The organism is Pseudoxanthomonas mexicana (assembly GCF_046736355.1).
Taxonomy (GTDB): domain Bacteria; phylum Pseudomonadota; class Gammaproteobacteria; order Xanthomonadales; family Xanthomonadaceae; genus Pseudoxanthomonas_A; species Pseudoxanthomonas_A mexicana_B.
Map to the genome: position 1 here is coordinate 2978653 of NZ_CP157201.1, position 12215 is coordinate 2990867.

15 protein-coding genes are annotated in these 12215 nt (G+C 72.8%); 11 read left to right on the top strand and 4 right to left on the bottom strand.

Annotation, left to right across the window (positions count from 1 at the left end):
• Positions 1-15: 15 nt before the first annotated feature.
• Positions 16-618: a pyridoxamine 5'-phosphate oxidase gene (pdxH, locus tag AAG688_RS13790; RefSeq protein WP_411832805.1), complete on the bottom strand. Its 603-nt coding sequence runs from the start codon at positions 616-618 to the stop codon at positions 16-18.
• 42 nt (positions 619-660) lie between these two features.
• Between pdxH and AAG688_RS13795 the strand changes: the two genes are divergently transcribed.
• The gene (locus AAG688_RS13795; protein ID WP_411832806.1) at positions 661-1482 is read left to right on the top strand and encodes a kinase; all 822 of its coding nucleotides are present in this window, start codon (positions 661-663) and stop codon (positions 1480-1482) included.
• A 37-nt stretch (positions 1483-1519) separates the two neighbouring features.
• Here AAG688_RS13795 and AAG688_RS13800 read toward each other — a convergent pair whose 3' ends face one another.
• Positions 1520-1723 carry a dodecin family protein gene (locus AAG688_RS13800; RefSeq protein WP_411832807.1) on the bottom strand — a complete coding sequence of 68 codons (204 nt, stop codon included), beginning with the start codon at positions 1721-1723 and terminating at the stop codon, positions 1520-1522.
• A gap of 97 nt (positions 1724-1820) precedes the next feature.
• Here AAG688_RS13800 and AAG688_RS13805 point away from each other — a divergent pair, with 97 nt between their 5' ends.
• The 7 genes from AAG688_RS13805 to AAG688_RS13835 all read left to right on the top strand — a co-directional run bounded on the left by AAG688_RS13805 (position 1821) and on the right by AAG688_RS13835 (position 6350).
• The gene (locus tag AAG688_RS13805; protein ID WP_411832808.1) at positions 1821-2363 is read left to right on the top strand and encodes a shikimate kinase; all 543 of its coding nucleotides are present in this window, start codon (positions 1821-1823) and stop codon (positions 2361-2363) included.
• Complete coding sequence (gene aroB / locus AAG688_RS13810) at positions 2360-3469, top strand: 3-dehydroquinate synthase (RefSeq protein WP_411832809.1); 1110 nt, start codon at positions 2360-2362, stop codon at positions 3467-3469. The genes AAG688_RS13805 and aroB overlap by 4 nt, the downstream gene beginning before the upstream one ends.
• A 42-nt stretch (positions 3470-3511) precedes the next feature.
• On the top strand, positions 3512-3763 hold the full coding sequence (locus AAG688_RS13815) for a WGR domain-containing protein (RefSeq protein WP_411832810.1): 252 nt from the start codon (positions 3512-3514) through the stop codon (positions 3761-3763).
• A gap of 105 nt (positions 3764-3868) precedes the next feature.
• Entirely contained in the window at positions 3869-4942 is a 1074-nt protein-coding gene (gene hemE / locus AAG688_RS13820) for a uroporphyrinogen decarboxylase (RefSeq protein WP_411832811.1), read from the top strand.
• 4 nt (positions 4943-4946) lie between these two features.
• Complete coding sequence (locus tag AAG688_RS13825) at positions 4947-5405, top strand: hypothetical protein (RefSeq protein WP_411832812.1); 459 nt, start codon at positions 4947-4949, stop codon at positions 5403-5405.
• 80 nt (positions 5406-5485) lie between these two features.
• Positions 5486-5716 carry an SHOCT domain-containing protein gene (locus AAG688_RS13830; RefSeq protein WP_411832813.1) on the top strand — a complete coding sequence of 77 codons (231 nt, stop codon included), beginning with the start codon at positions 5486-5488 and terminating at the stop codon, positions 5714-5716.
• Positions 5717-5744: 28 nt separating this feature from the next.
• Positions 5745-6350, top strand: a complete 606-nt coding sequence (locus AAG688_RS13835; protein ID WP_411832814.1) for a hypothetical protein — start codon at positions 5745-5747, stop codon at positions 6348-6350.
• A gap of 6 nt (positions 6351-6356) precedes the next feature.
• Here the strand turns inward: AAG688_RS13835 and AAG688_RS13840 are convergent, their stop codons facing one another.
• Complete coding sequence (locus AAG688_RS13840) at positions 6357-9869, bottom strand: two-component regulator propeller domain-containing protein (RefSeq protein WP_411835022.1); 3513 nt, start codon at positions 9867-9869, stop codon at positions 6357-6359.
• 302 nt (positions 9870-10171) lie between these two features.
• Between AAG688_RS13840 and AAG688_RS13845 the strand changes: the two genes are divergently transcribed.
• Genes AAG688_RS13845 through AAG688_RS13855 form a run of 3 tightly spaced genes read left to right on the top strand, consistent with a single transcriptional unit; the run spans position 10172 to position 11942 of the window.
• On the top strand, positions 10172-10798 hold the full coding sequence (locus AAG688_RS13845; RefSeq protein ID WP_411835023.1) for a YceI family protein: 627 nt from the start codon (positions 10172-10174) through the stop codon (positions 10796-10798).
• Positions 10795-11382: a cytochrome b gene (locus AAG688_RS13850; protein WP_411832815.1), complete on the top strand. Its 588-nt coding sequence runs from the start codon at positions 10795-10797 to the stop codon at positions 11380-11382. The genes AAG688_RS13845 and AAG688_RS13850 overlap by 4 nt, the downstream gene beginning before the upstream one ends.
• Positions 11379-11942: a YceI family protein gene (locus AAG688_RS13855; protein WP_411832816.1), complete on the top strand. Its 564-nt coding sequence runs from the start codon at positions 11379-11381 to the stop codon at positions 11940-11942. The genes AAG688_RS13850 and AAG688_RS13855 overlap by 4 nt, the downstream gene beginning before the upstream one ends.
• A 24-nt stretch (positions 11943-11966) precedes the next feature.
• Here the strand turns inward: AAG688_RS13855 and AAG688_RS13860 are convergent, their stop codons facing one another.
• On the bottom strand, positions 11967-12191 hold the full coding sequence (locus tag AAG688_RS13860) for a glutaredoxin family protein (RefSeq protein WP_411832817.1): 225 nt from the start codon (positions 12189-12191) through the stop codon (positions 11967-11969).
• Positions 12192-12215 lie beyond the last annotated feature (24 nt).

Genomic DNA, 12215 nt, shown 5'->3' on the forward strand with positions numbered 1-12215 from the left:
CCGATTCCCGTACGCTCACGGAAACAACATCCGCTTGCCCCACACGCCGGCCGCATCGCTCTCGTAGCGCCAGCGTTCGTGCAGGCGGAAGGTCGCGCCATACCAGAACTCGATCGCCTGCGGCACCACCCGGAAGCCGCTCCAGCCGGCCGGGCGCGGCACTTCGCGGCCTTCGAACTCGGCCTCGACCGCGGCGATGCGCGCGTCGAACTCCTCGCGCGAGGCCAGCGTCTGCGACTGCGCCGAGGCCCATGCGCCGATCTGGCTCATGCGCGGGCGGGTGGCGAAGTAGGCGTCGGCCTCGTCGTCGCTGACCAGTTGCACGCCGCCCTCGATGCGCACCTGCACGCCGGCCTCGCGCAGGCCGCGCCACAGGAACAGCAGCGCCGCGCGCGGGTTGTCCTGCAACTCGTGGCCCTTGTGGCTGCCGATGTGGGTGTAGAACACGAAGCCGCGCGCGTCGAACGCCTTCAGCAGCACTGTGCGCGCGGACGGGCGGCCATCGAGCGTGGCGGTGGCCACGGTCATCGCGTTGGGTTCGGTATCTCCGCCACTGGCCTGCGCCTCGTCGAAGAGCGCGGCGAAGGTGGAGAGGGCTTCGGCGTACAGGTCGGTCATGGCGGGGCCCGGTCGGTGGAATCGTTGCGCTATTGTCGCCGCATGTCAGCCGGTTCGCACATGACCTCGATCAACGGCTTCGCGCCGGCGCTGGTGCGGCAGGCGCTGGCCGATGCTCGCGGCACCGGACGGGCGACGCCGGTGCTGGGAATCGCCGGCCTGCAGGGCTGCGGCAAGTCCACCTTGGCCGCACAGGTGGTCGCCGCCGCCGAGGCCTGCGGACTGCGCGCGGCCGCGCTGTCGCTGGACGATTTCTACCTCACCGCCGACGCGCGCCTCCGGCTGGCGCGCGAAGTCCACCCGCTGCTGCGCACGCGCGGCCCGCCCGGCACCCACGATCTGCCGCTGGCGCTGGACACGCTCGACGCGATCGCGCATGGCCGGCCGGTGGCGCTGCCGCGCTTCGACAAGCTGGCCGACGATCGCCTGCCGGCCTCGCGATGGACGCGCATCGAGCGGCCGCTGGACCTGCTGGTGTTCGAGGGCTGGTGCCTGGGCGTGCCGGCCGAGGACGAGGCCGCGCTGGAAGCGCCGCTGAACGCGCTGGAGCGCGACGAGGACGCCGACGGCCGCTGGCGCCGCCACTGCAACGCCACGCTGGCGCGCGACTATCCGCCGCTGTGGGCGCAGGTGCACAGGCTGTGGTTCCTGCAAGGCCCCGGCTTCGGGGTGGTGCCGGAATGGCGCTGGCAGCAGGAGCAGGCCTTGCAGGCCGCGCAGCCAGGACGCGCGGGCATGACCCGCGAGCAGGTGGCGCGGTTCGTGCAGTTCTACGAACGCATCAGCCGGCAGGCGCTGCGCACGCTACCGGCCATCGCCGACCGCACGGTGGTGTTGGATGCGTTGCGGCGCACGTCAGGCTGAGCCGCATACGCGCAAACAAGGCTGTCGACAGCCGCACTCACTCGACCACGAACGTCACCCGCAGGTTGACCCGCCATTCGCTGATGTTGCCGCTGGCGTCGGTGACGACCTTGATCTCGTTGATCCAGGCGCCCTGGATGCCGTTGAGCGTCTCGGCGGTCTTGGCCAGGCCGGACCTGACCGCGTCCTCGACGCTGGTTGGAGAGGACGCGTTGATTTCGATGATCTTGGCGACGGACATGGCCGGTTCCTTGCGATGGGCGCGATGCGCCGGGAACCTGCGACCGTAGGCGTTGCGGCGTTAAGAGACCCGCCACGAAGTGTTAGCATCGCGTGCGATGAATCCCGCCCCCAACCTCGTGCTGATCGGCCCGACCGGCGCCGGCAAGACCTCGCTCGGCAGGCGCGCGGCCGAGCGCTTCGGCCTGGCGTTCGTGGATCTGGATCAGGCCATCGCCGAGCGCGCCGGCGCCAGCGTCAAGGCGATCTTCGAGCATGCCGGCGAGGCCGGCTTCCGCCAGCACGAATCGGCGGCGCTGCGCGATGCGCTGGCCGGGGACGGGCAACTGGTTTCCACCGGCGCCGGCGCGATCCTCGATGCCGGCAACCGCGCGCTGATGCGCGAGCGCGCCTTCGTGGTCCACCTGCAGGTCGGCGTCGAGGCGCAGATCGACCGGCTGGCCCGCTGCGCCAACCGCCCGCTGCTGCAACAGCCGGATCGCGACCCGGTGCTGCGCGAGATGGCGCGCGTGCGCAACCCGCTGTACGCCGAAACCGCCGACCTGGCCTTGCCCACCGACGGCCTGGCGCCGGCGGAGGCCACCGCCCGCCTGATCCGCCTGCTGGCCCGGCACTGGCAGCGCTGCGAGTCCCCCGCATGAATCCCGCCCCCCGCACCGTCGCCGTCGGCGGCGAACATCCTTACGCCATCACCATCGCGCCCGGCCTGCTGCACGACGCCGGTGCGCTGGCCGCGCAGGTGCGCGGCCGCCACGCGCTGCTGGTCAGCGACGCCAACGTCGCCCCGCTGTACGCGGCGCAGGTGCGCGAGGCGCTGCACCGCGCGCGCGCCGACCTGTCCATCGGCACCTTCGTGCTGCCGGCCGGCGAGGCGTCGAAGACGCTGGCGCAGTTCGGCCACGCGATCGAGGCGCTGGCCGCGCTCGGCGCGAGCCGCGATGCCTGCGTGTTCGCCCTCGGCGGCGGCGTGGTCGGCGACCTGGCCGGGTTCGCCGCGGCGTGCTGGATGCGCGGGGTCGATTGCGTGCAGCTGCCGACCACGCTGCTGGCGATGGTCGATTCGTCGGTCGGCGGCAAGACCGCGGTGGACATCGCGCAGGGCAAGAACCTGGTCGGCGCGTTCCACCCGCCGCGCGCGGTCTTCGCCGACACCGCGACGCTGCGCACGCTGCCGGCGCGCGAGCTGCGCGCCGGCCTGGCCGAGGTGATCAAGTACGGCGCGATCCGCGATGCGCGCTTCCTGCAATGGCTGCGGCAGGAGCGCGAGTCCCTGCTGGCCGGCGACGACGAGGCGCTGGCGCTGGCCATCGCCGCCAGCTGCGAGCACAAGGCCGAGATCGTCGAGCGCGATCCGCTGGAGCAGGGCGAGCGCGCGCTGCTCAACCTCGGCCACACCTTCGGCCACGCCATCGAGACCGAGCAGGGCTATGGGAGCCCCGACAACGACAACCTCAACCACGGCGAGGCGGTGGCGGTGGGCATGGTGCTGGCCGCGCGGCTGTCGGCGGCGCTGGGCATGGCCGGCGAGGACGACGCCGAAACCCTGCGCGCGCTGCTGCGCGACTACGGCCTGCCCACGGAGATTCCCGCCGGGCTGGCGCCGGAGGCGCTGCTGGCGCGGATGCGGCTGGACAAGAAGAACCTCGCCGGCCGCCTGCGGCTGGTGCTGTGGCGCGGCATCGGCCGTGCCGAGGTGGTGCCGGACGTGGACGAGGCCGCGGTGCTAGCGGTGCTGCGCGCCGGCTGAACCGGCGCCCGGCCCGCCGGCGCGGCAGGCTACAATCGCGCCATGCGTCTCCTCCTCCAGCAGCGCCCGGTCGCGGGCGAAGCCCCGCGCTACGTCCAGCTCACCCTGCAACCGGACCTGTTCGGCGGCTGGGAACTGCTGCGCGAGACCGGCCAGATTGGCGGCCGCGCCCAGCTGCGGCGCGAGCAGTACCTGCTGCAGGACGAGGCCATCGCCGCGTTCGAGAAGGCGCGCGACAGCCACCTCAAGCGCGGCTTCCAGGTGATGTTCGCGCGCGGTGCGCAGCAGCCATGAGGCCCGTCGTCGCCCCACGGGCCGGATGCTGACGGTGCCCGCCTTCCCTCCCCACCCCGGCATCGCCGACGCGGCCGCCGGATAGACCGCCCAAGGAGTCCCGTTTTGGCTTCCCTCCTCAAGAACGACCGCCTGCTGCGCGCGCTCAAGCGCCAACCCGTCGATCGCACGCCGGTCTGGCTGATGCGCCAGGCCGGCCGTTACCTGCCCGAGTACCGCGCCACCCGCGCGCAGGCCGGCAGCTTCCTGGGCATGGCCAAGCATCCGGAGATCGCCTGCGAGGTCACCCTGCAGCCGCTGCGCCGGTTCGACCTGGATGCGGCGATCCTGTTCTCCGACATCCTGACCATCCCCGACGCGATGGGCCTGGGCCTGCACTTCGTCGAGGGCGAAGGCCCGAAGTTCAAGCGCACCGTGCGCAGCGCCGCCGACGTCGATCGGCTGGGCGTGCCGGACATGGAGACCGAGCTGCGCTACGTGATGGACGCGGTGCGGGTGATCCGCCGCGAGTTGGACGGCAAGGTGCCGCTGATCGGCTTCTCCGGCAGCCCGTGGACGCTGGCCTGCTACATGGTCGAAGGCGGCGGCAGCAAGGACTTCGCCCGCATCAAGGCGATGGCGCTGAACGATCCGGCCACCCTGCACCGGCTGCTGTCGGTCAACACCGACGCGGTGATCGCCTACCTGGCGGCGCAGCGCGCGGCCGGCGCGCAGGCCCTGCAGGTGTTCGACACCTGGGGCGGCGTGCTGAGCCCGGCGATGTACCGCGAGTTCTCGCTGCCCTACCTGCAGCGCATTGCGCGCGAGCTGGAACGTGGCGAAGGCGAGGAACGCACGCCACTGATCCTGTTCGGCAAGGGCAACGCCGCGCACCTGGAAGCGCTGGCCGCCAGCGGCGCCGAGGCGGTCGGCGTGGACTGGCTGGTCGAACTGGGCGAGGCCGCGCGCCGCACCGGCGGCAAGGTCGCGCTGCAGGGCAACCTGGATCCGGCGGTGCTGTACGGCTCGCCGGCCGCGATCGAGGCGCAGGCGCGCGCGGTCCTGGACAGCTACGCCGAAGGCAACGGCGGCAGCCGCGAAGGCCACGTGTTCAACCTCGGCCACGGCATGTCGCCGGACATGAACCCCGATCACGTCGCCGCGCTGGTCGACGCGGTCCATCGCCTCAGCGCGCGCTGAGGTGATGCGCAGGACATCCGTCGCCGCCGCGGCGACGTTCGCGCTGGCTTGCGCCGCCGGCGCACCGGCCGGCGACGACGCTTTCGCCGGCCGCTACGGGCACGGCCATACCGGCCAACCCGGCGAGCCGGTGTGGATCGTCGCCCGCGACGACGACGGCTACCGCGTGACCCTGGCGGCCGACGGCAGCCACGCGCAGGCATGGGTGCTGGACGCGGCCGGGCGCGCGGCGTTCTGGAAGAAGATGGACTGGAACCCCGCCACCGCGGCCGAAGCGCGCTGCCTCAACTGGGGTGACCCGCCGCCGCCGACGCTGCTGGAATTCCTCGGCGACGCGCCCGCGGCCGGCTCCCGGCCGGCGCGTCGCTGCTGTGCCACGTGCCCGACGACGCCCGTGCCGGCATCGACTGGCTGGCCGGCCATGCCGGTGGCTGGTTCTACTACGATCCCGCGTTCGGCGTGACGGAAGCACAGCGGTTGCGTTGACCGCATCTTCCGCGCCACGGGCGATAATCGCGGCCCGCCAAGGACAGGGAGACGGAGATGGGTGGATTGAGCATCTGGCACTGGCTGATCGTGCTGGGCGCGCTGGCGCTGGCCGCCGGCGGGGTGGCGGCGCTGATCGCGCTGCTGGCGCATGCGATGCGAGGCGGGCGGCGCACGGGCACACCGGCCGAGGCGCGCCTGCGCGCGCTAGCGGACCTGCACGCCAAGGGCCTGATCGAGCAGGACGAATACCGGCGGCGGCGCGCCGCCATCGTCGATGGCCTGTGACATGCGCATGCGGGCTTCCCCGGTAGCGATGAAATCCGCGCCGTTGCTGGTTGCGGCCCTGCTGGCGCTGCCGGCGCAGGCCGCGAGGACGGGCGCGCCGCCGCTGGAACTCTCCGGCGACGACTTCCCGGTGATCCTGCAGCCGGTGGTCGACGGCAGCGGCGGCGACCAGGGCGGTTGCCTGGGCGTGCGCGCGCGCCGCATCGACGAGATCGCGCTGCCCTGGCGCAAGGCCGTCGAGCGGCTGCACCTGGACTGCCATACGCTGGACGAGGACAGCGCCGGCGTGGCGATGATCGCCCTGGCCGGCACCGCCTACCTCAAGCCCGGCGCGGCGACGATGGCCGGCCATCCGGTGGCCGAGGTGCGGCTGATGGATTCGGAACTGTGGGGCGATCACCAGTACGTGCTGGAGGCCGCCTACGCGGCGGTGGCCGACGACCTGCGCCGGCTGATCGAGACGCGCTGCCTGCAGCGCCGGCTGCGCGAGGAATCCGGCCCCGCGCAGGACTGCCGCATGACCGTCAACCCCGACAGCCTGTACCTGGAGATCAACGAGATCAGCGGCATCTGGGTCCACGCCGATCCCGACGACCCGCGCCGCACCGTCTACGCCGAGGCGTGGGCGGACTGAGGCGCGCTAGCGAAGCCCCTCGCCGGCGGCCGGCTCCGGCTGCTGCGGCAGCAGGTGCGCGATGGCCTCGGCGAGCATGTCGCCGGTCACCGGCTTGCGCAGGAAGCCGTCGAAGCCGGCCGCGCGCGCCTGCGGCTCGGCCTGCGCGTCGGCGCGCGCGGTGATCGCCAGCAGCGGCGCGCCGAAGCCGCGCAGCTTCAGCTGTTCGGCCAGCACCAGTCCGTCGATGCCGGGCAGGTCGAGGTCCAGCAGGGCCACGTCGAAGCGCCTGCCGGCGTACGTGCTCAGCGCGTCCAGCCCGTGCGTGGCATGGACCACCGCGTGCCCGCGCGCGCGCAGCAGGCCGGCGATGACCTCGGCGACGGTCATGTCGTCCTCGACCAGCAGCACGTCCAGCGCGCGTTGCGCGGCCGGCTGCGGCCGGCGCGGCGCCGGCGCGGACTGCGCCGCGACCAGCGGCAGTTCGACGAAGAAGCGCGCGCCGCGCCCCGGCGCGCTGTCCACGCCGATCCAGCCGCCCATCGCCACCGCCAGCTCCTGGCAGATCGCCAGGCCCAGCCCGCTGCCGCCGTAGCGCGCGGTCGTGCGCGCGCCCTCGGCCTGCTCGAAGCGGCGGAACAACCGGGCCTGCTGTTCGGGATTGATGCCCGGGCCGGTGTCGGCCACTTCCAGCCGCATCCGCGTGCCGCCGGCGCCGGGCAGGGCGCGCAGCGACACCGTGCCCTGCGGGGTGAACTTGGTCGCGTTGCCCAGCAGGTTGAGCAGGATCTGCCGCAGGCGCAGCGGATCGCCCTGCACCCAGCGCGGCAGCGCCGGCGAGATGTCGTCCTCGAAGGCCAGCCCGCGCTTGCGCGCCACCGGCGCCATCAGCGCCACCACGTCGTGCAGCAGCGCGTGCAGATCGAAATCGATCGCCTGCATCTCCAGCTTGCCCGATTCGATCCGAGCCAGGTCCAGCGCGTCGTTGACCAGCCGCAGCAGGTGCGTGCCGGCGCGCTGGATCGACTGGGTGTAGCCGCGCTGGCGCTCGTCCAGCGGCGTGGCCAGCAGCAGTTCGCTCATGCCCAGCACGCCGGTCATCGGCGTGCGCACCTCGTGGCCCAGGGTGGCGAGGAAGCGCGACTTGGCCTCGGACGCCTGCTCGGCCAGTTGCCGCTTGTGCAGCGCCAGCTGCCATTCGCTGCGGCGGGCCAGGCGCCGGCGGTAGGACAGCGCCAGCAGCAGCAGCGCGCCCAGCGCCAGCGCCGCCCACGAGGCGATCGCCCAGCCGCGCAGCCACCACGGCGGCATCACCTCGAAGACCAGCACCTGCGTGTCCGACCAGACGTTGTCGGCGGTCCTGCCGGCCACTTCCAGCCGGTAGCGGCCGGCCGGCAGTTGCGAGAAGGTGCGCTCGCCGTCGGCGCCCACCTCCACCCAGCCCGCGTCGTAGTCCGACAGCCGGAAGCGGTAGCGGTGCGCGCGCGCGTTGGCGTAGGAGAGCAGCCGCGCCACCACGCGCAGATCGCGATCGCCGTGGCCAAGCTCGAAAGCCGCGCGCGCGTCGGGCGCGTGGACGCGGCCGGTTCCCTGCCGGAACGACACCGCGTCGATCACCAGCCGCGGCGGCCGCGGCGAGGGCCGCATCACCGCCGGGTCGAAGATGATGATGCCGTGCGAGGCGCTGATCAGCAGGCGCCCGTCCTGCGGCCGCCGGCTTGGCGCGGCGATGATTTCCTGCCCGGGCAGGCCGTCGTGGATGCCGTAGACGCGCACCAGCCCGCTGCCGGGATCGATGCGCACCAGGCCGCGCGGGCTGGCCGCCCAGACGATGCCGCGCCGGTCCACGATGAGGCCGGTGAACACCACCTGCGGCAGCCCGTGGCGGCGATCGAAATGCCGCCCTGGCAGGTAGCGCCCGTCCTCCAGGCGGTAGGCGCGCAGCGTGCCGAGCCCGGCCACCCACAGCACGCCCTGCTCGTCCCAGGCGAAGGACTCGGTGACTTCTTCCGCCACGCCCGGCACGTGCTCGAAACGCGACTTCCCCGGGTTCCAGCGCTGCAGGCCGGCCGAGCCGGCGATCCACGGCGCGCCGTCGCGCCCGCCCGCGACGTGCAGGATGCCCTCGCCGGGCGCGAGCCCGTGCCGGCCGTCGAAGCGGTACTGCGCGCCGACCCGGCCCTGCGCATCGCGCGCCTGCAGCCCCCAGTAGCCGGCGCCGACCCACAGCCGGCCCTGCGCGTCCTCGTGCAGCAGGTTCACGTCGCCCTGCGGCGCGGCGTCGGTGGCGTCGCCGGCGCCCCAGCGGCGCTGCGCGCCGGTGGCCGGGTCGTAGCGCAGCAGGCCGTCGGGGTAGCCAACCCACACCACGCCGTCACGCGTCTCGATGACCGCGTTGGCCACCGCGCCGTCGCCGATGTCCTCCAGCACGTGGCGCACCTCGCCGGTCTCCGGATCGAGCTGGTCCAGCGTACCGGACGATCCCACCAGCCAGAGGTGCCCGCTGGTCGAGGGCGCGATGCCGTAGGTCTGCGCATTGCCCAGCGATCCGGGGTCGCCCTCGTCCTTGGCCAGCACCGAGAACTGCCGCCAGTTGGACGGCAGGTACCACAGGCCGGCATCGATGCTGGAGAACCACAGCCCGCCCTCGCGATCCTCCAGCGCCCGGTTCCATTGCGGGCGCACGCGGCCGCGGGTGAGGTTGCTGTACAGCGGCACCGCGAAGGTCTGTCCTTCCTCGCCGCGGCGCATGCCGTCGAGCGTGTCCAGCCAGGCGATGCCGTTGCGGTCCTGCAGCAGCAGGCCGTAGATCGGCATGCCGCCGCGCATGTCCCAGGGATCGAGCGACCAGCTGCCGTCGCGGCGGTACACGCTGGCGCCGAGCGGGGTGCCGATCCAGACGTCGCCGGCGCGATCGACGACGATGCCCGACACCGAGAGGCTGGCGTGCGCGGCGGCCGGCACGCGCTCGAAATCGCGCCCGGTCCAGCGCGCCACGCCGCGTTCGGTGGCCACCCACAGGCGGCCTTCGCCATCGACTTCCAGATCGGTCACCGCCACCCCGGGCAGGCTGCGATCGTCGCCGGCGACCGGCATGAAGCGGCGGATGCGCCCCTCCTCGTCCATGCGGTGCAGGCCGGCGTCGTGGGTGCCGAACCAGATCGCGCCGTCCGGCGTGGAGACCACGCTCCACACCGTGTCGCTGCCGATCTCCGGATGATCGCCGCGGCGGTAGTAGTGGAAGCGCTGGCGATCGGCTTCCAGCATCATCAGCCCGGCCGCGGCGGTGCCGGCCCAGACGCGGTTGCGCGCATCGACGTGGACCGAGGAAATCGTGTTGTCCTGCAGCCCCTCGCCCAGCCGCCAGACGCGGAAGCCGATGCTGTCGTAGCGCGCCAGCCCGTCGATGGTGGCCAGCCACAGATAGCCCTCGGCGTCCTCGGCGATGTCGTAGACCACGTTGGAAGGCAGGCCGTCGGCGACGGTGAGCTGGCGCAACCGCGGCGTTTCCGGCAGGCCGGCGTGCGCGGGCGCGGCCATGCACAGGGCCAGCAGCCACGCCGCCAGCGCGGCGGACGCGAGCGCCTGCGCCGCGCGCGCGAGGCCGGCACGCGGCCACGCGTTCGCGCTGGCGGATACCGCTTTCCACCGCGACACGCCGTCCTGCCTCGGCGGCAGATCCTTGCAAGCGTCCATTCGTGCCGGCTTCCCCGTTGCGACGCCCGGCATGGTCGCAACGGACCGTTGCAGGCGCAAGCGCGCCCTCATCGCCCTTCCGGTCACTAGAATGGCCGCCGATGATGCGATCGACCCTTCCCTTCGTGCGTGCCGCGCTGCCGGCGATGATCGGCCTCGCCGTTGCCGGCATCCCGCAGGCGCTGGCCGCGCCCGAGCGCTACGAACTGGATCCGGTGCACACGCGGGTGCTGTTCGCCGTCGATCACGCCGGTTTCTCGCAGGCGCTGGGCGCGGTCTCGGGCAGCACCGGCGAGCTGCTGTTCGACCCGCAGGACTGGAACAGCGCGCGCATCGAGGTCAGCGTGCCACTGCAGCGGCTGGATCTGGGCGATGCGAAGTGGAACCAGGCCACGCTGGCGCGCAACCTGCTCGACGGCGAGCGCCACCCGCACGCGACCTTCGTCTCCACCGCCGTCGAACCGCTGGCCGCGGACCGCGCGCGCGTGCACGGCGTGCTGACGCTGCGCGGGGTGGCCCGCGAGATCGCCCTCGACGTGCGCCTCAATGCGATCAGGCGCCATCCGCTGCCGCCGTTCCGCCGCACCGCCGGCTTCTCGGCGACCGCGACGATCCTGCGCTCCGAGTTCGGCATCGACGCCTGGAAGAACCTCATCGGCGACGAGGTGCAGCTGCGCATCGAGGCCGAGGCGGTGCGCCGCCGCCAAGACGCGCAGGACGATGCCACACTCCCCGTCGATCCTTCTCCCGCCGAGCCGGAACCCGAGCCATGACCCTGAAGAACACCACCGAACGCTGGGGCGCCGTCAGCAAGCTGTTCCACTGGATCATCGTGGCGCTGCTGCTGGTGGTCGCCGGGATCGGCCTGAGCATGGGCGACCTGCCCAACGGGCCGCGCAAGATCAACGTCTACGCGCTGCACAAGGCTATCGGCCTGACCATCCTGGCGCTGGTCGCGCTGCGGCTGGCCTGGCGGCTGTACGCCGGCGCGCCGCGCGCGGTCGACGGCACGCCGCCGTGGCAGCAGCGCGTGGCCGCGATCACCCATGCCGCGCTGTACCTGCTGATGCTGGCCATCCCGCTGTCCGGCTGGGTGCTGAACTCGGCCGCCGGCTATCCGCTGCAATGGTTCAAGCTGTTCAACCTGCCCGCCCTCACCGGCCGCGATCGCGAGCTGCAGGCAATGGCCGAACAGGCGCACGCGCTGATGTTCTGGCTGCTGGCGCTGCTGGTCCTGGCGCACGTGGGCGCGGCGCTGTACCACCACCTGTTCAGGAACGACGACACCCTGCGCCGCATGCTGCCGGCCTGGCGACGCAAGCCTTCCCTTCCTCCCCCGCAAGAGAGTTCTCCATGACGCGCACGCTTTCCCCGCGCCTGGCGCTGGCCGCGTGGCTGCTGGCCGCCGCCGCGCCCGCCTTCGCCGCCGACTACGTGCAGGCGCCCGGCTCGACGCTGATCTTCGCCAGCAACTACCAGGGCGAAGTGTTCACCGGCCGTTTCGGCGGCTTCGACACCCGGCTGAGCTTCGATCCGCAGAAGCTGGAAACCAGCCGGCTCGACGTCACCATCCAGCTGGCCGGCACCCGCACCGGCAACGACGATCGCGACAGCACGCTGACCGGCGGCGATTTCTTCGACATCGGCAGGTTCGCGCAGGCGCGCTACAGCGCGGGCAGCTTCCGCGCGCTGGGCGGCAACCAGTACGCCGCCGACGGCACGCTGACGCTGCGCGGGGTCAGCAAGCCGGTCACGCTGACCTTCACCTGGACGCCGGGCGCGCAGCCGGTCCTCAACGGCAAGGCCACGGTCAAGCGGCTGGACTTCGGCGTCGGCGGCGGCGAATGGGCCGACACCGCCACCATCCCCGACGAAGTGGCGATCAGCACCCGGGTCGTGCTCAAGCCGGCCGGCTGAGGCCGGCCCGCGCGCCGGCCGGCTTCAGTCCAGCCATGCGCGCAGGGCGGCGGCGTCGAAGGGCCAGTCCAGTTCGCGATCGCGCGCGGCGTCGCGCAGCACCGGCACGCGCGCGCCGTAGCGCGTTTCCAGCGCCTGGTCGTCGTCGATGAACACGCTGTCGAACTCGGGCGCGCGCGCGTCCGCCAGCACCGCCAGGGCGAGATCGCACAGATGGCAGTCGTCGCGTTGGTAGAGGATCAAATCCATACGCAAGTGTAGGGGCTGCCGGCG